Source organism: Streptomyces sp. NPDC096105 (assembly GCF_044763335.1).
In the GTDB taxonomy this organism is placed as follows: Bacteria; Actinomycetota; Actinomycetes; order Streptomycetales; family Streptomycetaceae; genus Streptomyces.
Genome location: NZ_JBIWGC010000008.1, coordinates 157409 through 179363, shown reverse-complemented (window position 1 = coordinate 179363; position 21955 = coordinate 157409). Strand labels below are relative to the sequence as shown.

Here is a 21955-nt window from a genome sequence, read left to right as displayed (position 1 = left end):
CGTGGTGAGGGGAGGGGGCGGCGGTCCCTGAGGCGCCGGTCAGTGCAGGGCCGCCGCGACGTAGTCCCGGTCGACGACGGGCCGGCCGGGACAGGCGAGTCCGAGCCGGGCCAGGTGGGCGTCCTCGTAGGTGCGGGAGAACGACAGCCAGTAGGCGTACGCGGGAAGCGTGTGCCGCACGTCCTGTGGTCCCGGCAGGGAACGCCAGGTGGTGTCCACGGGGACGCCGAAGTGACCGCCGAGAGCCGCGATCACCTCGGTCATGGGGAGGTTGCGGCGGTTGACGACGTGGTAGACGCGCGGCTGGTCGCCGGTGTGCCGGGCGGCAGCCTCCGCCATCGCGTACGCGGCGTGCTCGACCGGCAGGACATTGGTGCCGGCGCCCGCGGGCACCGGCAGGGGCACCGGCCCGGGTGTCCTGACGAGTCCGGGGTGCCGGCGGAGCACGGCACCGACCTGCCTCGCGAGCACCTGAAGGGGGTGGCGGGGGCGGTCGGGGTGCGCGGGGCGGTGGGTGGCCAGGCAGCTGGGGCGGAAGACCAGGGCCCGGCCGCCGTGTTCGCGGACCCAGCGGTGGACGAGGCCCTCGGCCTCGAACTTCGACTGCTCGTAGGGAGTGTTGAAACCGAAGGGGGCGTCCAGCTCCTTCTCCTCGACGATCCCGTCGGGACGGGCCCCCGCCACGGCGACCGTGCTGACGTGGCACAGCAGGGGCTCCCGTTCCCCGGCCGTCAGCAGCCGCAGCACGTGCCGGGTCCCGTCGACGTTGGTCCGCCGCGCCTGCTGGAGGGACGCGCCGAAGGAGATGTCGCCCGCACAGTGCCACAGGGCGCCGACGCGGTCCGCCAGCCGCTGGAAGCGCTCCCGGCCCAGCCCCAGGAAGCCGTCCTCCAGCGTGATCTGCAGCGTCTGCAGGTGCGTGCGCGCCGTCCGCAGTTCCTCCGCGTCCGCGCCGCACGCTCGCAGGAACCGCTCCACGCGCACGGGCGCCGGCAGCGGATGCGGGCGGGCGAGCAGCAGCAGCCGTTGCCGACGCGCCAGCAACTCCCGTACCAGGTGCAGACCGAGGAAGCCGGTGGCACCGGTGACCGCGGTCAGCACATACGCCCCTGGGCACCGGCGTCCGGCCGGCCGGTGACGGGGCCGGACGCGATCGTCCGCGCCCGGGCCGGACGCGGACGGGGTGCAGCGGGGGGCATCGCACGGATCACGCGTCGGACAGTAGCCGAATCACCGCGCACGGTGACGCGGTCAGGGGACGTTCACTCTTCGGGGCGACCCCGGGGCCACTGGCCGGCAGGCGCCGCCACCGGGGGCGCGTCCCCCGGAGGGCCGCCGGTTCACCGGGGACGGGCAGCCGCCGGCCGGGGCCCTGCGTCCCGTTGGGCGGCCGTCCAGCGGGACGCGCCGTCCACACGCCGCCCTTTCCCCTCACTCCTTCGGGTCATCGCCGTCGGCTGCCTCCGCGGACCGGGGCCCTCGCACCGCCCCCGCGGCCGGCCGCCCTCGGGTATGACCCGTGCCGTTCCGTCCTTCCCCCGGCCGGCGCGGCCCGAGGAGGTCTCCGTGCCGCACGCGACCGCCGGCCGGCCGGTGCCCAGGACGCCGGGCCGCAGGACGGTGGTGCCCGGTCCGCCCGCTTCCGGGTCGGTCGTTCGGCCCGGTGCTCCGTGACCGCGTGAGGGAGGGGAGGCCGTGGGGCGCCGTCCCTGTCCAGGGGGGACCGCCGGCATCTGGCACGACCGGACCACCGGCGCCGAGGACGGACGGTCCCTGATCGCCTACGACCACTGAGAACATCGGGCTCATTCGTCTAGGGTGTGACGGGCCCCGTAGTCGCACCGTCACCACCCGTCGTGGTTCTCCTCCGACGTGACGTCGCCGCCGTGACGCCGCGCCGCCGGGGGATCCGGCGCGCCCTCAGTCCGCGCAGTGCCCTGTCGCACCGAGGAAGGCCACGGTCATGCCGCATCCGCACGTGTCTCCCGCCGCAGGTCCCGCCCGCCCCGTCCGGCCGGTGGTCAGCCGCCGCCGTCTCCTGGAGTCCGGCGCCGCCGTGCTCGGCGCCCTCGCCCTGTCCGCCCCGTACCGCGCCGCGCACGCGGCCGGCCCGCGCCCCGCGCCCGTCGACGGCCCCCCGGAGTGGAACGACTTCGGCGTCTTCCGGCTCGGCACCGAACCCCCGCACACCACCCTCATGCCGTACGCCGACGTGCCGCAGGCGCTCGCCGCCGACCGCACCCGCTCGCCGTACCGCCTCGACCTCGACGGCGCCTGGAAGTTCGCCTACGCGGACCGGCCCGAGGACCGCGACCCCGACTTCCACCGCACCGACACCGACGACCGCGACTGGGACACCGTCCCCGTCCCGTCGGTGTGGCAGCTGCACGGATACGACTTCCCGATCTACCTGAACATCACCTACCCCTACTGGGGCCCCAACGGCCGCGGCGAGGAGCCCCAGCCGCCCGCCGCACCGACCCGCTACAACCCGGTGGGCCAGTACCGCCGCACCTTCACCGTCCCGCGCGGGTGGCGCGGCCGCCGCGTCTTCCTCCACTTCGAGGGCGTGAAGTCCGCGCACTACGTGTGGATCAACGGCGAACTCGTCGGCTACGACGAGGACTCCTACACGCCCTCCGAGTACGACGTCACCGACCGCCTCCGTCCCGGCACCAACCAGATCGCGGTCGAGGTGTACCGCTACGCCGACGGCGACTGGCTGGAGGACCAGGACATGATCCGGCTGAGCGGCATCTTCCGCTCGGTCCACCTGTACTCCACCCCGCCCGTGCACCTGCGCGACTTCAAGCTGGAGACGCCGCTGAACGACACCTGCAGCGCCGCCCGACTGGACGTCACCGCGCACGTGCGGGCGTACGGCGACGACGCGGGCGGCGGCCGGTACACCGTCGAGACGCAGTTGTACGACACGCGCGGACACGCCGTGTGGTCGCGGCCGCTGCGGCGGACCGCCGACCTCACCGGCGCCGGCCCCGGCCGGGACGTCACCGTGCGGGCGTCCCGGGCCGTGCCCGACCCGCGGCTGTGGTCGGCGGAGGACCCGTACCTCTACACGGCCGTCCTCCAGCTCCGCGACCCGTCCGGCACGGTCGTCGAGACCCTCTCCCACCGGGTGGGCATCCGCGAGTTCGCGCTCAAGGACGGGCTGATGCGGATCAACGGCCGCCCCGTGTCCTTCCGCGGCACCAACCGCCACGAGATGCACCCGGCCCGCGGCACCGCCCTCACCCGCGAGGACATGGTCCGGGACATCACGATCGTCAAGCGGCTGAACATGAACTCCGTCCGCACCTCGCACTACCCGGACCACCCGCTCTGGTACGAACTCGCCGACGAGTACGGCCTCTACCTCGTCGACGAGACCAACCTCGAGACCCACGGCATCCGCGACCGCTACCCGGGCGACCACCCCGACTGGACCGCCGCGTGCGTCGCCCGCGCGCAGAACATGGTCCACCGCGACAAGAACCACCCCTCGGTGGTCATCTGGTCGCTCGGCAACGAGGCCGGCGGCGGCAGCACCTTCACCGCCATGCACGACTGGATCCGCTCGTACGACCCCACCCGCGTCATCCAGTACGAGGGCGACGACCGGCCCGGCATCAGCGACATCCGCTCCCGGATGTACGAGAGCCCCGGCCGCGTCGAGCAGCGCGCCCGGGACACCGCCGACACCCGGCCGTACGTGATGATCGAGTACTCCCACGCGATGGGGAACTCCAACGGCAACTTCAAGAAGTACTGGGACGTCGTGCGCCGGCACGACGTCCTCCAGGGCGGCTGGATCTGGGACTTCGCCGACCAGTCCCTCCGCACCCCCGTCCCCGAGCGCGTCCTGCTCACCGAGTCGGGGCCTGCCGCGCTGCGCGGCGAGATCCTCGCCACGCGCGGCCGCCTCGACCGGGACCAGGGCCTGTCCGGCATCACCGTCTTCGAACGCCACGACAGCCTCGACCTCACCGGTTCCCTCACCCTGGAGGCGTGGTTCACCCCCGGCGTGCCCGGCTACCACCAGCCGATCGTCGCCAAGGGCGACACCCAGTACGCGCTCAAACAGACCGACCGCAGGGTGGAGTTCTTCATCCACTCCGACGGCCAGTGGATCGCCGTCAACTGGCCCGTGCCGGACGACTGGAGCGGCAGAGAGCACCATGTCGCGGGCGTGTTCGACGCCGACGCCGGCACCCTCACCCTGCACGTCGACGGCGCGGTCCGCGCCACCCGCGCCACCGACCGCCGGCCGACCGGCAACACCGCCCCGCTGTCCCTCGCCTCCGACGCGGACGACCAGACCCGGGAGTTCGACGGCACGATCCGCCGCGCCCGCGTCTACGCCCGCGCCCTCACCGCCGCCGAACTGGCCTCCGAGGACCGGGGCCCCGGCGACGACGGCGTGCGCTTCTGGTTCGACGCCGCCACCGTGAGGACCGAGCGGAAACGCCCGGAGGCCAGGACCTTCCTCGCGTACGGCGGTGACTGGGGCGACAACCCCAACGACGGTGCGTTCGTGGCGGACGGCATCGTCACCGCCGACCGCGGACTCGGGGGCAAGGCGGCCGAGATCAAACGCGTCCACCAGGCCATCGGCGCCGTCCGCACCCCCGGCGGCGGACCGGGCGCCGTCACCCTCACCAACGAGTACCTGTTCACCGGCGTCCGTGAATTCGAGGGCCGTTGGGAACTCGTCGCGGACGGTGAGGTGATCGGCGGCGGACGGCTCACCCGGGACCAGCTGGACGTGGAGCCGCTCTCCGAGAAGCGCGTCGAGCTGCCCGTGCGCCTGCCCCGGGACCCGGCTCCGGGCACGGAGTTCTTCCTCCAGCTGTCCTTCACCACCCGGCAGCGCACGCCCTGGGCCGAGGCCGGCTTCGAGGTGGCCCGGCACCAGCTCCCGCTCGACACGGACACCCCCGCGGTCGCGCCCGTACCCCTGTCCCGCGTCCCCGCCCTGCGGCACGAGGCGAACGACCGCGAGGTCCGCATCACGGGCGAGGGCTTCTCGGTCACCGTCGACCGCCGCACCGGCCTCCTCACCGACTACGAGGCGGACGGTACGCGTCTGCTCACCTCCGGACCGGCGCCCAACTTCTGGCGCGCCCCCACCGACAACGACCGGGGCAACGGCCAGCACCTGCGCAACCGGACCTGGCGCGACGCGGGCGCCCGCCGTACGGTCACCGACGTCACCGTACGGCCGCTCGGCGACCGCGCCGTCGAGATCCGCGTCACCGGCACCCTTCCCACCACGGTGGAGTCCGCGTACTCCACCACGTACACCGTCTTCGGCAACGGCGAGATCAAGGTGGACCACACCCTCCACCCGGGCGCCGCGAGCCTGCCGTACCTCCCCGAGGTGGGCACGCTGCTGTTCCTGCCCCGCCGCCTGGACCGGCTGCACTACTACGGGCGCGGCCCCGAGGAGAACCACTGGGACCGCAACACCGGAACCGACGTGGGCCGTTACTCCTCGACCGTGGCCGAGCAGTGGACGCCGTACATCCGCCCGCAGGAGAACGGCAACAAGACCGGCGTCCGCTGGGCCGCCCTCACCGACCGCAGGGGGCGCGGGCTGCTGGTGACGGGCGAACCCCTCGTGGAGATCAACGCCTCGCACTTCACCCCGGAGGACCTGTCGGCGGGGGTCCGGCACGACTACCAGCTCACCCCCCGCGACGCGGTGGTCCTGCGGGTCAACCACCGGCAGATGGGCGTGGGCGGCGACGACAGCTGGGGCGCGCACACTCACGACGAGTTCAAGCTCTTCGCGGACCGTGACTACGCCTACACCTACCGGCTGCGCCCGCTCACCGGCCCGGACCGGGCACTCGCCCTCTCCCGCCGGCCCACGGCCACCGAGTAACAGGGCACACTCACGGGAGCCCGGGGTAACCGGGCTCCCATGGGTGACATCCTGGTCGGCGCCTGCTCCTGGACGGACCGCCAGCTCGTGACGAGCGGCTGGTATCCGCGCGGACGGCGCGACGCCGAAGGGCGGCTGCGGCATTACGCCGAGCGATTGCCCGTCGTCGAAGTGGACTCCGGCTACTACGCGCTGCCGCGCCGCCGCAACAGCGAACTGTGGGTGGAGCGCACCCCGGACGGCTTCCGCTTCGACGTGAAGGCGTTCTCCCTGCTGACCGGGCACCCCACCCGCCCCGAGGCGCTCCCGGCCGACCTGCGCGGCCGGGCGCCCGCACGCGGACCGGCGGACCCCGCCCTGCTGGACGAGGTGTGGGGCCGCTTCGCGGAGGCGATCGGCCCGCTGCGCACGGCCGGACGCCTGGGCGCCGTGCTGTTCCAGTTCCCGCCCTGGTTCACCCCCGGCGCCCCGGCCGAACGGGTCCTGGAGGACTGCGCGCAACGCACCGAGGGGTGGCCGCTCGCCGTCGAGTTCCGCCACCCGTCCTGGTGGCACCCCGAACGCGCCGAGGAGACGCGGGAGCTGCTGGCCTCCCTGGACATGACGGCGGTCGGCACCGACATGGCGCAGGGCCTCACCGCCTCCCTGCCGCCCGTGGTCCCGGTCACCCGCCCCGCCCTGGCGGTCGTACGGTTCCACGGCCGCAGCGGCGCGTGGGGGAGGGGCAGCAAGGAGGACCGCTTCCGCCACGACTACGACGTCACCGAACTGGCCGCCTGGGTCCCGCGCCTGCGCCGCGCGGCACGGCAGACGGACGAACTCCACGTCCTGTTCAACAACTGCTGCGGGGACGCGGCGGTGCGGGCGGCGGAGACGATGCGGGAGCTTCTGACGTCACCTGCCCGGTGAGCCGTCACCTGCCCGGTGAGCCGCACCCACCCGGTGAGCCGCACCCACCCGCGACGTGCATGTCGGAAATCCGCCAGACCGGCCGCGCCCCGATGCCCGATCCTTGAGACATGCATCAGGGGATGTACACCGACACCGAGCGCTGCGTGCGCGCCGTGCGGTCGAAGGACGCGCGGTTCGACGGCTGGTTCTACACCGCCGTCCTGACCACCGGCATCTACTGCCGGCCCAGCTGCCCCGTGGTCCCGCCGAAGCCGGAGAACATGGTGTTCCACCCGAGCGCGGCAGCCTGCCAGCGGGCCGGGTTCCGCGCCTGCAAACGCTGCCGCCCCGACACCAGCCCCGGCTCCCCGGAGTGGAACCGGCGGGCCGACCTCACCGCCCGCGCCATGCGGCTGATCGCCGACGGCGTCGTCGACCGCGAGGGCGTCCCCGGACTCGCCGCCCGCCTCGGCTACAGCACCCGGCAGATCGAACGCCAGCTGTTCGCCGAGCTGGGCGCGGGACCCCTCGCCCTGGCCCGGGCCCAGCGCGCGCAGACCGCGCGGACGCTCGTCGAGACGACGGACCTGTCGATGGCGGACGTCGCCTTCGCGGCCGGCTTCTCCTCCGTCCGCGCCTTCAACGACACCGTGCGCGAGGTGTACGCGCTCACCCCCGGCGAACTGCGCGCCCGGACCCCGCGGGACGCCTCTGCCCGCGACACCCCGGGCACACTCACCCTGCGCCTGCCGTTCCGCGCCCCGCTCAACCCCGACAACCTCTTCGGCCACCTCGCCGCCACCGCCGTACCGGGCGTGGAGGAGTGGCTCCCCCACAGCCCTCAAGGCGTGGGCGGTGCCCCCATCGGCTCCTACCGGCGCACGCTGCGGCTCCCGTACGGACACGGCATCGTGGCGCTGGCCCCACGCCCCGACCACATCGCCTGCCGGCTCGCCCTGAGCGACCCCCGGGACCTGACCGTCGCCATCAGCCGCTGCCGCCGCCTGCTCGACCTCGACGCCGACCCGGTCGCCGTCGACGAGCAGCTGCGGGCCGACCCGGTGCTCGCGCCCCTGGTCGACAAGGCACCCGGCCGCCGGGTGCCGCGCACGGTCGACGAGGCGGAGTTCGCCGTCCGCGCGGTCCTCGGACAGCAGGTGTCCACGGCCGCCGCGCGCACCCACGCGGCCCGCCTGGTCACCGCGCACGGCACCCCGGTCGACGACCCCGAGGGCGGCCTCACCCACCTCTTCCCGACGCCCGGGGAGCTGGCCGCGCTCGACCCGGACACCCTCGCCATGCCCCGCACCCGCCGCACCACCCTCACCACCCTGGTCCGCCGGCTCGCGGACGGCGATCTCCGCCTGGGCCCCGACAGCGACCGGGCCGAGACCGGCGCCGCGCTCCTCGCCCTCCCCGGCTTCGGCCCCTGGACGGCCGACGTCATCGCCATGCGCGCCCTCGGCGACCCCGACGCCTTCCTCCCCACCGACCTCGGCGTCCGGCGCGCCGCCCGCGCCCTCGGTCTCCCCTCCACCCCGGCCGCCCTCACCGCCCGCGCCGCCGCCTGGCGCCCCTGGCGTGCCTACGCGGTCCAGTACCTCTGGGCGACCGACGACCACCCCGTCAACTTCCTTCCGGCCTGACGCACCCCGAGGACTCCCCTCCGATGAGACAGCACACCGTCACCGACAGCCCCTACGGTCCCCTGACCCTCGTCGCCGACGACGGCGTGCTGTGCGGCCTCTACATGACCGACCAGCGGCACCGCCCGGCGGAGGAGACCTTCGGCGTCCCCGACGACGCGCCCTCCGCCTTCGCCGAGACCAAGGAGCAGCTCGCCGCCTACTTCGCGGGTGAGCTCAAGGAGTTCACCGTCCCACTGCGCCTGCACGGCACCCCGTTCCAGCGCCGGGTGTGGGAGCAGCTGACGCGCATCCCCTACGGCGAGACCCGCACCTACGGCCAGCTCGCCGGCGTCCTCGGCAACCCCAAGGCCTCCCGCGCGGTCGGCCTCGCGAACGGCCGCAACCCGGTCGGCATCATCGTCCCGTGCCACCGGGTCGTCGGCTCCACAGGCAGTCTCACCGGCTACGGCGGCGGCCTGGACCGCAAGCGGCGCCTGCTGGACTTCGAACGCGGGACGGCCCTGTTCTAGGCGGCGATCCGCCGCAGCAGCGCCGGCAGCGACGTGCCGATCGGTTCCCGTACGACCTCGTCCGCCAGGGCGTCGTACGGCGTCGGTTCCGCGTTGACGACGATCAGGCGGGCGCCGTGGTCGACGGCCACCTGGGCGAGGCCCGCCGCGGGGTGGACCTGGAGGCTGGTGCCGACGGCGAGGAACAGCGTGCAGGCCTTCGCGATCGCCACCGCCTCGCCGAGCACCGCCGGGTCCAGCGCCTCGCCGAACATCACCGTCGCCGGCTTGAGGATGCCGCCGCAGTCCGTGCAGGGCGGGTCGTCCTCGCCGGCCGGCAGGCGGGCCAGGGCGTCCTCCATCGGCATCCGCGCCCGGCACGTGGTGCAGACGACGCTGCGCGCCGTGCCGTGGAGCTCCAGCACCTTGCGGTCCGGCATGCCGCCGAGCTGGTGCAGGCCGTCCACGTTCTGGGTGATCACCCGCACGGCCACCCCGGACCGCGCCAGCTCGGCGACCGCGCGGTGGGCGGCGTTCGGCTCGGGCAGCGCGGCGAAGGTCTCCTGCCGCATCCGCCACGACCGGCGGCGGATCTCCGGGTCGCCCATGTAGTACGCGTATGTCACGAGCTTCTCGGCGTCCGGGTCGCGGCGCCACAGTCCGGCCGGCCCGCGGTAGTCGGGGATGCCGGAGTCCGTGCTCACACCGGCTCCGGTCAGGAGGGCGACGAGGGGCTTGCTCATGCCACGAGGGTAGGGCGGACGCGGCACGTCCGGCGAGCGCATTCCTGCCGGGTCAGTGCACCCGGCGGCCGTCCTCCAGCTCCGCCGTGCCCGAACCGTCCGCGAGCACGTCCAGCGCGGCGAGGACCCGGCGGCCCAGGGAGCCGGGGAGGTGCGAGGTGATCTCCTCGCGCTCCACCAGCCGCCACGACAGCAGCTCCTCCTCCTGCAGCCGGATCGCCCTCAGCTCGTCCTCGCCGAGCACACCGCCGTCGTACAGGTACGCCACCAGCGGCGGGACGCCCGGCGTCCGCACCCAGTCCACCGCCAGGAGGCGCCCCAGCGGCCGGTCCAGGCCGATCTCCTCGGCCGTCTCCCGCCGCGCCCCGTCGCGCGGGCTCTCCCCGTCGTCCGACTCGATCGTTCCGCCGGGCAGCGCCCATCCCTCCCGGTAGTTCGGCTCGACGAGCAGCACCCGCCCCCGCGCGTCGCGGAAGAGGGCGGCGGCCCCGGCGAGGACACGGGGGAGGGAGGCGATGTAGGCGGCGAAGTCCTGGGTGTCCTGCGTGGTGGTCATGCGGGAAGGGTAACGGCCGTCGCGGGCCCCGCCGGGACGGTCGCGGTCCGCCCGCCCGGGCGCACGGCAGCACACGCCGTCCCAAGATCGACACGGCGGGCGCACGCGCCGGAGCACGGCCGGCGGCGCCACGGGCTCAGGTCTCCGCCTGCGCCAGCCGCAGCGTCCGCTCCGCCAGCTCGCTGATCCGCACCCCGTCGAACCCGAAGACCGCGCTGCGCACCGTGTCCTGAAGCGGCTCCTTCCACTGGTCCGGCACGGCCGCGGCCCCGCACATCACGCCCGCCACCGAACCGGCCGTCGCGCCGTTGGAGTCCGTGTCCAGACCACCCCGCACCGTCAGCGCGACGCTCCGCGAGAAGTCGCCGTCGCCGTACAGCAGACCGGCGGTGATCACGGCCGCGTTCGGGACCGTGTGGATCCAGCCGAAGCCCGCCGTCTCCTCCTCCAGCGTGGTGAGCGTGTCCTCCCACGGCAGCCCGCTCTCGTGCAGCGACGTCACCCGGCGCACCGTGCGCGCCAGCCGGCTGCTCGCCGGGACCACCGTCAGCGCCTCGTCCACCGCCCGCCGCGCCGTCCGCGCCGTGAACGCCGCCGCGACCAGCGCCGCCGCCCACATCGCGCCGTACACCCCGTTGCCCGTGTGGGACAGCACCGCGTCCTTGCGGGCCAGCGCGGCGGCCCGGCGCGGGGCGCCCGGCGAGGTCCAGCCGTGCACGTCGGCGCGGATCAGCGCGCCGATCCACTCCTGGTACGGGTTCTCGTACGTCGCCGTCAGCGGCGGCCGCAGACCGTTGGCGAGGTTCCGGTACGCCGCCCGCTCGGCGGTGAAGGTCTGCAGGTACGGCAGCCGCAGCAGCCACAGGTCGCCGACCTGCTCGGTGCTGAAGCCGAAGCCGTGCGTCTCCAGCAGGTGCAGGCCGAGGATCGCGTAGTCGACGTCGTCGTCCCGGCAGCTGCCGTGCACCCGGCCGCGCACGCAAGCCCGCCACTCCGGGCGCAGCGCCCGTGCGTCGTCCTCCGTCGGCGGGCCGGGCAGGTAGTCGGTGAGCGGCAGCGCGTCCGTCGCCCGCAGGTAGCGGTCGATGCGGTCCCGCGTCCACACCTCGCCCTGCTCCACCGGCTTGCCGAGCATGTTGCCGGCGATCCGGCCCAGCCAGCCGCCGAGGACGCGGTCGGCGAGCCCGGCTCCGTGGGTCACGTCGGTCGTGGCGGTCATGGGACCGGTCTACCCGTTTCCGGACGGTTGTGTGCCGGTCCACGGGCCGGTCGGGGCATGACGGGCCCGGCGCCCGGCGGTTAGGGTCGCAGCGGCGCGACAGGCCCCGGCACGGGCGCGGGGCCCGATGAGCGAGGGGAAGGCAAGTGGCGGACGCTGCAGGAAGAGGTACGTGTACGGCGCCGTCGGCACAGCGGGTGCTGGTCGCCGCGGACAAGTTCAAGGGGTCGCTGACGGCCGTGGAGGTCGCCGAGCGGGTCACCGCGGGGCTGCGCCGGGTCCGGGCGGACCTCGAGGTCGAGGCGCTGCCGGTGGCCGACGGCGGCGACGGCACCGTCGCGGCGGCCGTGGCGGCCGGGTTCGCACGGCACGAGGTGCGGGTCACCGGACCCCTCGGCGACGAGGTGACCGCGGCCTACGCGCTGCGGGACGGCACCGCCGTCGTCGAGATGGCGGAGGCCAGCGGGCTGCAGCGGCTGCCGGAGGGGGTCCTCGCGCCGCTCACCGCGTCGACGTACGGCTCCGGGGAGCTGCTGCGGGCCGCGCTGGACGCGGGGGCGCGGAGCATCGTGTTCGGCGTCGGCGGCAGCGCGACGACCGACGGCGGGGCCGGGATGCTGACGGCGCTGGGCGCGCGGTTCCTGACGGCGTCGGGGGATCCGGTGGGGCCGGGGGGCGCGGCGCTCGCGGAGGTGGCGACCGCGGATCTGTCCGGGCTGGACCCGCGGCTTCGGTCGGTGGAGTTCGTGCTCGCGAGCGACGTCGACAATCCGTTGACCGGGCCGAAGGGCGCGGCGGCGGTGTACGGGCCGCAGAAGGGCGCCTCGCCGGGGGACGTGGAGCGGCTGGACGCGGCGCTGGGGCACTTCGTGAAGGTGCTGGACGCTTCCGCGCCGGCGGCGTCGCCGGGGGCGGGGGCGGCGGGGGGCCTCGGGTTCGGGGCGTTGCTGGTGGGGGCGCGGTTCCGTCCCGGTATCGAGGTGATGCTGGACGTGCTGGGGTTCGCTTCCGCGCTGGAGCGGGCGGATCTGGTGATCACGGGGGAGGGGTCGCTGGACGCGCAGACGCTGCACGGGAAGGCGCCGGCGGGGGTCGCCGCGGCTGCGCGGGCGGCGGGGAAGGACGTGGTCGCGGTGTGCGGGCGGCTGGCCTTGCCGGCCGAGGTGTTGGGCGAGGCCGGTATCCGGCGTGCGTACGCCCTGACGGACCTGGAGCCGGACGTGGCGGTGTGCGTCGCCGAGGCGGGAGCGCTTCTGGAGCGCACGGGCGAGCGGATCGCCCGCGATCACCTCACCTGAGGCGTCCTCGCCCCCCGCCCTCGCCCTCCCCGTCCCGGGGGCTCCGCCTCCGGCTCCCCGCATCGGCACTGGCGGGCCTCGCCCTCGAACGCCGGACGGGCCGAGGGCGCCTGACGGCCGCCTTCGAACACCCGGGCCGGGTGGGCGGGCAGAAAAGGCGAAGGGCCCTGGACCCACACCGTGGGTCCAGGGCCCGTGAAGCCCGCGCGCCGGCGCTACGGCAACTGCGCCGCCCTCGCCTCGCGACGGTTGTCGCGGAAGTTGTTCACCCGCCGCGCCGTCGCGAACAGCGGAATCACCGCCCCCATCACCAGCTGCAGAGCGCACCCGGTCTGCAGCAGCAGCTGCCCGCTCGGCGCGTCGAAGGCCCATGCCGCCAGCAGCCCCATCGACAGCACGATCCACGACAGCATCGCCACGGCGAGGCGCCCCCGCGGCTTCGGGTACTCGACGCGGCTCACCATCAGCCAGGCCGTGCCGATGATCGCCAGCAGCGTCGCCACGAACGGCAGCTCGAGGAGGACGATCGACACGACCGTCAGCGCCCCGAAGGGGGACGGCATGCCCTGGAAGGTGCCGTCCTTCACCGTGACGCAGGAGAACCGCGCCAGTCTCAGCACCACCGCCAGCAGCACCACGATCGCCCCGACCGCGGCCACTCTCTGGTGCGCGTCGTCCGCGACCATGCCGTAGACGAGGACGAAGTACGCCGGCGCGAGGCCGAAGCTGATCAGGTCCGAGAGGTTGTCCAGCTCGGCGCCCATCGGCGAGGAGCGCAGCTTGCGCGCCACCAGGCCGTCGAACAGGTCGAAGACCGCCGCGCACAGCATCAGGATGACCGCGGTGGCCGCGCTGTGGCGGGCCATGCCGGTCTCCTGGCTGCCCTGCAGGTGCGGGATCAGGATGCCCGTGGTGGTGAAGTACACCGCCATGAAGCCGCACGTGGCGTTGCCCAGTGTGAGGGTGTCCGCTATCGACAGGCGCAGCGACAGAGGCATCTCCTCGTCGTCGTCCGCGTCGTCGGTCTTCGGCACCCAGCCCGCCTGGGTCTCTGGATCAACCACGGTCAATGCGAGTCACCCCAGCCACGGTCTTCTGGCCCACCTCGACATCGACCTCGACGCCCTCGGGCAGGTAGATGTCGACACGTGAGCCGAAGCGGATGAGGCCGATGCGCTCGCCCTGCTCGACCTTGGTGCCCTGGGGCACGTAGGGGACGATGCGGCGGGCCACCGCGCCGGCGATCTGGACCATCTCGATGTCGCCGAGCTCGGTGTCGAAGTGCCACACCACGCGCTCGTTGTTCTCGCTCTCCTTGTTGAAGGCGGGAACGAAGCCACCGGGGATGTGCTCGACCGACGTCACGGTGCCGGCCAGGGGGGCGCGGTTCACGTGGACGTTGAGCGGGCTCATGAAGATCGCGACGCGGGTGCGTCCGTCCTTCCAGGGCATGATGCTCTGCACCACACCGTCGGCCGGGGAGATGACGCGGCCCTGGGCGACCTCACGCTCGGGGTCGCGGAAGAACCACAGCATCCCCGCCGCGAGCGCGGTGGCGGGGACGGCGACGGCCTTGGCGGCGCCCGAGCGGCGGGCGCGCAGCAGGCTCACGGCTGCGGTGGCGACGGTCGGCAGAAGCCACGGCGAGGCTCCGCGCGCGAGGCGTACGCCGGCGAGGCTGTCGCGGTGTGCAGAGGTTTGGCTGTGGGGCATGGATGACCTTCGTAGCGGATGATGCCGCGCAACTGCGGGGGACGGCGGCTTTCCGGCGATCGTAGCGGCTCCGGGCCGCAACTGGGTAAGCCAGGCAACCAAGTCGGCGGCCGAAGAACGCATACGGGGTGTGATCCTCTTCCTCAAGAAAACACCCCGTATCCGGACATCTGGCCCCTGTCAACCCTGGAATCGATACTCTTCGAGCAGTCGGCGGCCGATGATCATTTTCTGGATCTCGGCGGTGCCTTCACCGATCAGCAGCATCGGGGCCTCCCGGTAGAGGCGCTCGATCTCGTACTCCTTGGAGAAGCCGTAGCCGCCGTGGATCCGGAAGGCGTCCTCCACGACCTCCTTGCAGTACTCGGAGGCGAGGTACTTCGCCATCCCTGCCTCAAGGTCGTTTCGTTCCCCGGAGTCCTTTTTGCGTGCTGCGTTGACCATCATGGCATGCGCGGCCTCCACCTTGGTAGCCATCTCCGCCAGCTTGAACTGGATGGCCTGGTGCTGGGCGATCGGCCTGCCGAAAGTGTGACGCTGCTGGGCGTACCGGACGCCCAGCTCGAAGGCACGCTGCGCGACGCCGCAGCCACGCGCCGCGACGTTCACGCGGCCGACCTCCACGCCGTCCATCATCTGGTAAAAACCTCGGCCGGTGACGCCGCCGAGCACCCGATCGGCGGGAACGCGCAGGTCGTCCATGATGAGCTCGGTCGTGTCGACGCCCTTGTAGCCCATCTTGTCGATCTTGCCGGGGACGGTCAGGCCCGGACGGACCTCGCCGAAGCCCGGCTCCTTCTCCACCAGGAAGGTGGTCATCGACTTGTGCGGCGCGGCGCCCTCGGGGTGTCCTTCGTCACTTCGCACCAGAACAGCCACCAGGGAGGACGTCCCGCCGTTCGTCAGCCACATCTTCTGGCCGTTGAGGACGTACGCGTCGCCGTCCTTCACCGCCTTGGAGGTGATGGCCGACACGTCGGAGCCGAGGCCCGGCTCCGACATCGAGAAGGCGCCGCGGACGTCGCCGGCCGCCATCCGCGGAAGGAAGTGCTCCTTCTGCTCCCGCGTGCCGTGCTGCTTCAGCATGTACGCCACGATGAAGTGCGTGTTGATGATGCCGGACACCGACATCCAGCCGCGGGCGATCTCCTCCACGCACAGCGCGTACGTGAGGAGGGACTCGCCCAGACCGCCGTACTCCTCGGGGATCATCAGGCCGAACAGGCCCAATTCCTTGAGCCCGTCGACGATCTGCTGCGGGTACTCGTCGCGGTGCTCCAGCTCGGTGGCGACCGGGATGATCTCCTTGTCCACGAAGTCCCGGACGGTGGAGAGGATCTCCTGCTGGACGTCGGTCAGACCGGCCGTCTGGGCGAGTCGCGCCATGGCTACTTCTCCTGCTCCCTGAGTTCCGGGCGGCCGGGCTGCTCGCCGCCGCGCTCCTTGGTGTACGTCCCGGTCGGCACCATCACCTTGCGGCGGAACACGCAGACCAGCGTCCCGTCCTGCTTGTAGCCCTTGGTCTCGACGTACACGATCCCGCGGTCGTTCTTCGACTTCGACGGCCACTTGTCGAGCACGGTCGTCTGGCCGTAGACCGTGTCGCCGTGGAAGGTCGGCGCCACGTGCTTGAGCGACTCGATCTCCAGGTTGGCGATCGCCTTGCCGGAGATGTCCGGCACGCTCATGCCGAGCAGCAGCGAGTAGATGTAGTTCCCGACGACGACGTTCTTGCCGAAGTCCGTCGTCCTCTCCGCATAGTTGGCGTCCATGTGGAGCGGGTGGTGGTTCATGGTGAGGAGACAGAAGAGGTGGTCGTCGTACTCGGTGACCGTCTTGCCCGGCCAGTGCTTGTACGTCGCCCCGACCTCGAACTCCTCGTAGGTGCGTCCGAACTGCATGCCGGTCAGGCCTCCGGGATCTCGAACGTCGACGTGCGCCGCATGCCGGCGGCGCGGCCCTTGCCCGCGATGACCAGGGCCATCTTGCGGCTGGCCTCGTCGATCATCTCGTCGCCGAGCATCGCGGAGCCCTTCTTGCCGCCCGCCTCGGACGTGTAGTAGTCGTAGGCGTCCAGGATCAGCTCGGCGTGGTCGTAGTCCTCCTGCGAGGGCGAGAAGACCTCGTTGGCGGCGTCGACCTGACCGGGGTGCAGCACCCACTTGCCGTCGAAGCCGAGGGCGGCGGCACGGCCGGCCACCTCGCGGAAGCCGTCGACGTTGCGGATCTGCAGGTAGGGGCCGTCGATCGCCTGGAGGTCGTTGGCGCGGGCGGCCATCAGGATCTTCATCAGGATGTAGTGGTAGGCGTCCGCCGGGTAGCCGGGCGGCTGCTCGCCGACCACCAGCGACTTCATGTTGATGGACGCCATGAAGTCGGCCGGGCCGAAGATGACGGTCTCCAGGCGCGGGGAGGCCTGGGCGATCTCGTTGACGTTGTTCAGCCCCCGCGCGTTCTCGATCTGCGCCTCGATGCCGATGCGGCCGACCTCGAAGCCCATCGTCTTCTCGATCTGCGTCAGCAGCAGGTCGAGCGCGACGACCTGCTGGGCGTCCTGCACCTTCGGCAGCATGATGCAGTCGAGGTTCGGTCCCGCGCCCTCGACGACCGTCACGACGTCCCGGTACGTCCACTCGGTCGTCCAGTCGTTGACGCGCACGACGCGGGTCTTGCCGGTCCAGTCGCCCTCGTTGAGGAACTTCACGACGGTGTGCCGCGCCTCGGGCTTGGCGAGCGGCGCGCAGGCGTCCTCCAGGTCCAGGAAGACCTGGTCCGCCGGGAGGCCCTGGGCCTTCTCCAGGAAGCGCGGGTTCGAGCCCGGCACCGCCAGGCAGGAACGCCGGGGGCGGAGGCGGTCGACAGGGGGCTGTGCGGCGGAGCCGCCCGTTGGAAGGGCGGTGGCGGGCGACGGGCGGGCGGTCATGCGGGGACCTCCAGGGGGTCGAGCTTGTTCGCGGTGCGGATCTCGTCGACGATGCGGCCGATGATCCCGGTGATGTCGAAGTCCTTCGGGGTGAAGACCGCGGCGACTCCCGCGGCCCGCAGCTGTTCGGCGTCACCGCTGGGGATGATGCCACCGGCGATCACGGGAATGTCCGTGGCGCCGGCCACACGGAGCCGTTCGAGCACGTCCGGCACCAGCTGGGCGTGCGATCCGGAGAGGATCGACAGGCCCACCGCGTGCACGTCCTCCGCCAGCGCGGCGTCCACGATCTGCTCCGGGGTGAGCCGGATGCCCTGGTAGACCACCTCGAACCCGGCGTCGCGGGCCCGTACGGCGATCTGCTCGGCGCCGTTGGAGTGGCCGTCCAGGCCCGGCTTGCCGACCAGGAAGCGCAGTTTGCCCACGCCCAGGTCCCGCGCCGTGCGTTCCACCTTCCGGCGGACCTCCGACAGGGCGGAGCCCTCCTCGGCGGCGACCGCGACGGGAGCCGAGGAGACCCCGGTCGGCGCCCGGAACTCGCCGAACACCTCGCGCAGCGCGCCGGCCCACTCGCCGGTGGTGACGCCGGCCCGGGCGCACTCCAGGGTGGCCTCCATCAGGTTCTCGGTGCCGCGCGCGGCCTCCTTCAGCTTCTCCAGCGCCTTGCAGGGGCGCGGGTGGTTGAAGGGCGGCTGGTAGCGGGTGTCGCGCCAGTTCCGCAGCGAGGCGATCACCCGGGCCTCGACCGCGGGGTCGACGGTCTGGACGGCGGTGTCCAGGTCGGCGGTGAGCGGGTTGGGCTCGGTGGACGCGAAGGCGTTGACCCCGATGATCTTCTCCTCGCCGGACTCGATCCGGGCCCGGCGCGCGGCGTGCGAGGAGACCAGCCGGGACTTGAGGTAGCCGGACTCCACGGCGGCCATCGCGCCGCCCATCTCCTGGATCCGCCCGATCTCCGCGGTCGCCTCGGCGACCAGCTCCTCGACCTTGGCCTCGACGACCTTCGACCCCTCGAAGAGGTCGTCGTACTCCAGCAGGTCGCTCTCGTAGGCGAGGACCTGCTGGATGCGCAGCGACCACTGCTGGTCCCAGGGGCGGGGCAGGCCCAGCGCCTCGTTCCAGGCGGGCAGCTGCACGGCACGGGCGCGGGCGTCCTTGGAGAGGGTGACGGCCAGCATCTCCAGCACGATGCGCTGGACGTTGTTCTCCGGCTGCGCCTCGGTCAGCCCGAGGGAGTTGACCTGGACGCCGTAGCGGAAGCGGCGGTGCTTGGGGTTCTCGATGCCGTACCGCTCGCGGGTGAGGGTGTCCCAGATGCGGCCGAAGGCGCGCATCTTGCACATCTCCTCGATGAAGCGCACGCCCGCGTTCACGAAGAAGGAGATGCGGCCGACCACGTCGCCCATGCGCTCCTGCGGCACCTGGCCGCTGTCGCGCACCGCGTCGAGCACGGCGATCGCGGTGGACATCGCGTACGCGATCTCCTGCACCGGCGTGGCCCCGGCCTCCTGCAGGTGGTAGCTGCAGATGTTGATCGGGTTCCACTTCGGGATGCGGGAGACCGTGTACGCGATCATGTCGGTCGTCAGGCGGAGCGACGGCCCGGGCGGGAAGACGTGCGTCCCGCGGGACAGGTACTCCTTGACGATGTCGTTCTGGGTCGTGCCCTGGAGCTTGGTGATGTCCGCGCCCTGCTCCTCGGCGACGACCTGGTAGAGCGCCAGCAGCCACATGGCGGTGGCGTTGATCGTCATCGAGGTGTTCATCTGCTCCAGGGGGATGTCCTGGAACAGCCGGCGCATGTCGCCGAGGTGCGCGACGGGCACCCCGACCCGGCCGACCTCGCCGCGGGCGAGGACGTGGTCGGGGTCGTAGCCGGTCTGGGTCGGCAGGTCGAAGGCGACCGACAGCCCTGTCTGGCCCTTGGCGAGGTTGCGCCGGTACAGCTCGTTGGACGCCTCGGCGGTCGAGTGGCCGGCGTACGTCCGCATGAGCCACGGACGGTCCTTCTGGCGCTCTGTCATGGTTCCGCCCGCCCTCAGACGTTCCGGAAGCGGTTGATGGCGTCGATGTGCCGGGCCCGCTTCTCGTGGTCGCGCACGCCGAGGCCCTCCTCGGGCGCGAGGCAGAGCACGCCGACCTTGCCCTGGTGGAGGTTGCGGTGCACGTCGTGGGCGGCCTGGCCGGTGTCCTCCAGGGAGTACACCTTCGACAGGGTCGGGTGGATCTTGCCCTTCGCGATGAGCCGGTTGGCCTCCCAGGCCTCGCGGTAGTTGGCGAAGTGCGAGCCGATGATGCGCTTCAGGGACATCCACAGGTAGCGGTTGTCGTACTGGTGCATGTAGCCCGAGGTGGAGGCGCACGTGGTGATGGTGCCGCCCTTGCGGGTGACGTAGACCGAGGCGCCGAAGGTCTCGCGGCCGGGGTGCTCGAAGACGATGTCGATGTCCTCGCCGCCGGTGAGCTCGCGGATGCGCTTGCCGAAGCGCTTCCACTCCTTGGGGTCCTGGGTGTGCTCGTCCTTCCAGAACTTGTAGCCCTCGGCGGTGCGGTCGATGATCGCCTCCGCGCCCATGGCGCGGCAGATGTCCGCCTTCTGCTCGCTGGAGACGACGCAGACCGGGTTGGCGCCGCCGGCCAGCGCGAACTGGGTGGCGTAGGAGCCGAGTCCGCCGCTGGCGCCCCAGATGAGGACGTTGTCGCCCTGCTTCATGCCGGCGCCGTTGCGGGAGACGAGCTGCCGGTAGGCGGTGGAGTTGACCAGGCCGGGGGCGGCGGCCTCCTCCCAGGTGAGGTGGTCCGGCTTGGGCATCAGCTGGTTGGACTTCACCAGCGCGATCTCGGCGAGTCCGCCGAAGTTGGTCTCGAAGCCCCAGATCCGCTGCTCGGGGTCGAGCATCGTGTCGTTGTGGCCGTCGGACGACTCCAGCTCGACGGACAGGCAGTGGGCGACGACCTCGTCGCCGGGCTTCCAGGAGTTGACGCCGGGGCCGGTGCGCAGCACGACGCCCGCGAGGTCGGAGCCGATGACGTGGTACGGCAGGTCGTGGCGCTTGGCCAGCTCGCTGGTGCGGCCGTAGCGCTCGAGGAACCCGAAGGTGGACAGCGGCTCGAAGATCGAGGTCCACACCGAGTTGTAGTTGACCGAGGAGGCCATCACGGCGACCAGGGCCTCGCCGGGGCCCAGTTCGGGCAGCGGCACGTCGTCCAGGTGGAGCGACTTGCGGGGGTCCTTGTCGCGGGTGGCGAGGCCCGCGAACATCTCCGTCTCGTCCTTGTGCACGGTGACGCCGCGGTACGACTCGGGGAGCGGCAGGGCGGCGAAGTCCTCCGGCGTGGAGTCGGGCGACTGGATCGCGGCCAGGATGTCCTTGACGGTCACGGTGTTGCCTCCGGCGACGGGCGCCCTGAGGGAGGGGCGCTGAGGGTTACGTCGGTGTGCTGCTGAGGGTGAGGGGTGCCGTCGGTTCGGCGGGTGGTGCTTCGGCAGCGCGTGGTTGCGCGGGAGGGTGCCTGTGACGCAGGCGTCCGGACGTGCGGGTGGTGGACCCGCCGGGACTCGCCCGGACCCCTTCAACGTATGGCACGCCGTGTCAGTCGGCAAGGCACTGCGTGCCAGAACTTGCTCTCAGGTGAAATCTTTACGCCTCAGATGAGCGATGATCGATCGAAGCGCCTCGGAAACACGGGTGAAAAGCGCCCCTGACATGGCAAAACGGCCACCCCGGGGGGTGGCCGTCATCACAGCGGTGGAGGGCGGTTCAGCGCTCCTTGAGTGCCTGCTCGATGGCCTGCATGACCTCTTCCAGCGGGGCGTCGGTGCGGGCCACCGTCACCAGCACCTCGCCCTGCGCGGAGGACGTGGCCGCCGGGGGCCGCGACGGGGCGGCGGAGCGCCGGCCCGCCATGATCCCGGTGCCGAAGGTCCTCCGCACGATCGCGAAGGCGTGGTCCAGCTGCGCCTCCACGTCGCCCTGGCCGCCCGCCCGCAGCCAGCGCCGCAGCACGTGGTTGTGCGCCGTGACCACCGCGGACGCGGCGACCTCCGCCAGCAGCGGGTCGTCGTTGGCGTCGTCGTCGTGCGCGTGCTCGTCGAAGTGGCCCAGCAGATAGCGGGTGAACAGCCGCTCGTAACGGGCCACCGAGGCGATCTCCGCCTCGCGCAGCGTCGGGACCTCGCGGGTCAGCTTGTAGCGGGCGACCGAGATGTCCGGCCGCGCCGCGTACATCTTCATGACCTCCTTGATGCCCCGGCACACCGTGTCGAGCGGGTGCTCGTGCGCGGGAGCGGCGTTGAGCACCGCCTCGGCGCGCACCAGGGTGTCGTCGTGGTCGGGGAAGATCGCCTCTTCCTTGGAGCGGAAGTGGCGGAAGAACGTGCGGCGGGCCACCCCGGCGGCGGCCGCGATCTCGTCGACGGTGGTCGCCTCGTACCCCTTGGTCGCGAACAGCTCCATCGCGGCGGCCGCGAGCTCCCGGCGCATTTTCAGCCGCTGGGCGGCGGCACGCGAGCCGGCGGTGGACTCCGGCGGCTCGGTCGTGGCTGGCGTACGTACGGACTTGGCGGGCTGGGACATGCCCTGAACGTACT

General features: G+C 72.4%; 17 protein-coding genes. 5 read left to right on the top strand and 12 right to left on the bottom strand.

What is annotated here, in order from left to right; genetic code table 11:
• Positions 1-39 precede the first annotated feature (39 nt).
• Positions 40-1101, bottom strand: a complete 1062-nt coding sequence (locus ACIQ8B_RS15875) for an SDR family oxidoreductase (protein WP_290006335.1) — start codon at positions 1099-1101, stop codon at positions 40-42.
• An 862-nt stretch (positions 1102-1963) separates the two neighbouring features.
• On the opposite strand from ACIQ8B_RS15875, the gene ACIQ8B_RS15870 reads away from it, so the two are divergent.
• The 4 genes from ACIQ8B_RS15870 to ACIQ8B_RS15855 all read left to right on the top strand — a co-directional run bounded on the left by ACIQ8B_RS15870 (position 1964) and on the right by ACIQ8B_RS15855 (position 8933).
• A complete protein-coding gene (locus ACIQ8B_RS15870) occupies positions 1964-5884 on the top strand; it encodes a glycoside hydrolase family 2 TIM barrel-domain containing protein (protein ID WP_403547328.1) in 3921 nt (1306 codons plus the stop codon).
• A gap of 39 nt (positions 5885-5923) precedes the next feature.
• A complete protein-coding gene (locus tag ACIQ8B_RS15865) occupies positions 5924-6793 on the top strand; it encodes a DUF72 domain-containing protein (RefSeq protein WP_290006331.1) in 870 nt (289 codons plus the stop codon).
• A 122-nt stretch (positions 6794-6915) separates the two neighbouring features.
• On the top strand, positions 6916-8421 hold the full coding sequence (locus ACIQ8B_RS15860; RefSeq protein ID WP_403547463.1) for an AlkA N-terminal domain-containing protein: 1506 nt from the start codon (positions 6916-6918) through the stop codon (positions 8419-8421).
• A gap of 23 nt (positions 8422-8444) precedes the next feature.
• Positions 8445-8933 carry a methylated-DNA--[protein]-cysteine S-methyltransferase gene (locus tag ACIQ8B_RS15855; RefSeq protein ID WP_403547326.1) on the top strand — a complete coding sequence of 163 codons (489 nt, stop codon included), beginning with the start codon at positions 8445-8447 and terminating at the stop codon, positions 8931-8933.
• Here ACIQ8B_RS15855 and ACIQ8B_RS15850 read toward each other — a convergent pair.
• The 3 genes from ACIQ8B_RS15850 to ACIQ8B_RS15840 all read right to left on the bottom strand — a co-directional run bounded on the left by ACIQ8B_RS15850 (position 8930) and on the right by ACIQ8B_RS15840 (position 11430).
• On the bottom strand, positions 8930-9655 hold the full coding sequence (locus tag ACIQ8B_RS15850) for an SIR2 family NAD-dependent protein deacylase (RefSeq protein ID WP_403547324.1): 726 nt from the start codon (positions 9653-9655) through the stop codon (positions 8930-8932). The genes ACIQ8B_RS15855 and ACIQ8B_RS15850 overlap by 4 nt on opposite strands.
• 52 nt (positions 9656-9707) lie before the next feature.
• Positions 9708-10211 (bottom strand): NUDIX domain-containing protein, encoded by a 504-nt coding sequence (locus ACIQ8B_RS15845; RefSeq protein WP_403547322.1) that lies wholly within the window; start codon positions 10209-10211, stop codon positions 9708-9710.
• 136 nt (positions 10212-10347) lie between these two features.
• Entirely contained in the window at positions 10348-11430 is a 1083-nt protein-coding gene (locus ACIQ8B_RS15840) for an ADP-ribosylglycohydrolase family protein (protein ID WP_403547320.1), read from the bottom strand.
• Positions 11431-11627: 197 nt separating this feature from the next.
• On the opposite strand from ACIQ8B_RS15840, the gene ACIQ8B_RS15835 reads away from it, so the two are divergent.
• Entirely contained in the window at positions 11628-12728 is a 1101-nt protein-coding gene (locus tag ACIQ8B_RS15835) for a glycerate kinase (RefSeq protein WP_290006498.1), read from the top strand.
• A gap of 215 nt (positions 12729-12943) precedes the next feature.
• Here the strand turns inward: ACIQ8B_RS15835 and pssA are convergent, their stop codons facing one another.
• From pssA to ACIQ8B_RS15795, 8 genes are all read right to left on the bottom strand, one after another.
• Positions 12944-13726 (bottom strand): CDP-diacylglycerol--serine O-phosphatidyltransferase, encoded by a 783-nt coding sequence (pssA, locus tag ACIQ8B_RS15830; RefSeq protein ID WP_004922882.1) that lies wholly within the window; start codon positions 13724-13726, stop codon positions 12944-12946.
• Between the two features lie 58 nt (positions 13727-13784).
• Positions 13785-14441: a phosphatidylserine decarboxylase gene (locus ACIQ8B_RS15825; protein WP_106411567.1), complete on the bottom strand. Its 657-nt coding sequence runs from the start codon at positions 14439-14441 to the stop codon at positions 13785-13787.
• 180 nt (positions 14442-14621) lie between these two features.
• Complete coding sequence (locus tag ACIQ8B_RS15820) at positions 14622-15827, bottom strand: acyl-CoA dehydrogenase family protein (RefSeq protein WP_290006322.1); 1206 nt, start codon at positions 15825-15827, stop codon at positions 14622-14624.
• A 2-nt stretch (positions 15828-15829) separates the two neighbouring features.
• Positions 15830-16342, bottom strand: coding sequence for a MaoC family dehydratase (locus ACIQ8B_RS15815; protein ID WP_403547317.1), 513 nt, complete (start codon positions 16340-16342; stop codon positions 15830-15832).
• 5 nt (positions 16343-16347) lie between these two features.
• Positions 16348-17364, bottom strand: coding sequence for a CoA ester lyase (locus tag ACIQ8B_RS15810; RefSeq protein WP_290006318.1), 1017 nt, complete (start codon positions 17362-17364; stop codon positions 16348-16350).
• Positions 17361-19388 carry a protein meaA gene (locus ACIQ8B_RS15805; RefSeq protein WP_403547315.1) on the bottom strand — a complete coding sequence of 676 codons (2028 nt, stop codon included), beginning with the start codon at positions 19386-19388 and terminating at the stop codon, positions 17361-17363. Before ACIQ8B_RS15805 ends, ACIQ8B_RS15810 begins: the two co-directional genes overlap by 4 nt.
• Positions 19389-19402: 14 nt before the next feature.
• Positions 19403-20746, bottom strand: a complete 1344-nt coding sequence (ccrA, locus tag ACIQ8B_RS15800; RefSeq protein WP_290006314.1) for a crotonyl-CoA carboxylase/reductase — start codon at positions 20744-20746, stop codon at positions 19403-19405.
• Between the two features lie 379 nt (positions 20747-21125).
• The gene (locus ACIQ8B_RS15795) at positions 21126-21941 is read right to left on the bottom strand and encodes a TetR family transcriptional regulator (protein WP_403547313.1); all 816 of its coding nucleotides are present in this window, start codon (positions 21939-21941) and stop codon (positions 21126-21128) included.
• Between the last annotated feature and the right edge of the window lie 14 nt (positions 21942-21955).

Bases quoted from the DNA above. Each gene is read 5' to 3' on its own strand.
- ACIQ8B_RS15870 (WP_403547328.1), top strand. From the start codon at position 1,964: ATGCCGCATCCGCACGTGTCTCCCGCCGCAGGTCCCGCCCGCCCCGTC.
- ACIQ8B_RS15865 (WP_290006331.1), top strand. From the start codon at position 5,924: ATGGGTGACATCCTGGTCGGCGCCTGCTCCTGGACGGACCGCCAGCTC.
- ACIQ8B_RS15860 (WP_403547463.1), top strand. From the start codon at position 6,916: ATGTACACCGACACCGAGCGCTGCGTGCGCGCCGTGCGGTCGAAGGAC.
- ACIQ8B_RS15855 (WP_403547326.1), top strand. From the start codon at position 8,445: ATGAGACAGCACACCGTCACCGACAGCCCCTACGGTCCCCTGACCCTC.
- ACIQ8B_RS15850 (WP_403547324.1), bottom strand. From the start codon at position 9,655: ATGAGCAAGCCCCTCGTCGCCCTCCTGACCGGAGCCGGTGTGAGCACG.
- ACIQ8B_RS15845 (WP_403547322.1), bottom strand. From the start codon at position 10,211: ATGACCACCACGCAGGACACCCAGGACTTCGCCGCCTACATCGCCTCC.
- ACIQ8B_RS15840 (WP_403547320.1), bottom strand. From the start codon at position 11,430: ATGACCGCCACGACCGACGTGACCCACGGAGCCGGGCTCGCCGACCGC.
- pssA (WP_004922882.1), bottom strand. From the start codon at position 13,726: ATGCCTCTGTCGCTGCGCCTGTCGATAGCGGACACCCTCACACTGGGC.
- ACIQ8B_RS15825 (WP_106411567.1), bottom strand. From the start codon at position 14,441: ATGCCCCACAGCCAAACCTCTGCACACCGCGACAGCCTCGCCGGCGTA.
- ACIQ8B_RS15820 (WP_290006322.1), bottom strand. From the start codon at position 15,827: ATGGCGCGACTCGCCCAGACGGCCGGTCTGACCGACGTCCAGCAGGAG.
- ACIQ8B_RS15815 (WP_403547317.1), bottom strand. From the start codon at position 16,342: ATGCAGTTCGGACGCACCTACGAGGAGTTCGAGGTCGGGGCGACGTAC.
- ACIQ8B_RS15810 (WP_290006318.1), bottom strand. From the start codon at position 17,364: ATGACCGCCCGCCCGTCGCCCGCCACCGCCCTTCCAACGGGCGGCTCC.
- ACIQ8B_RS15805 (WP_403547315.1), bottom strand. From the start codon at position 19,388: ATGACAGAGCGCCAGAAGGACCGTCCGTGGCTCATGCGGACGTACGCC.
- ACIQ8B_RS15795 (WP_403547313.1), bottom strand. From the start codon at position 21,941: ATGTCCCAGCCCGCCAAGTCCGTACGTACGCCAGCCACGACCGAGCCG.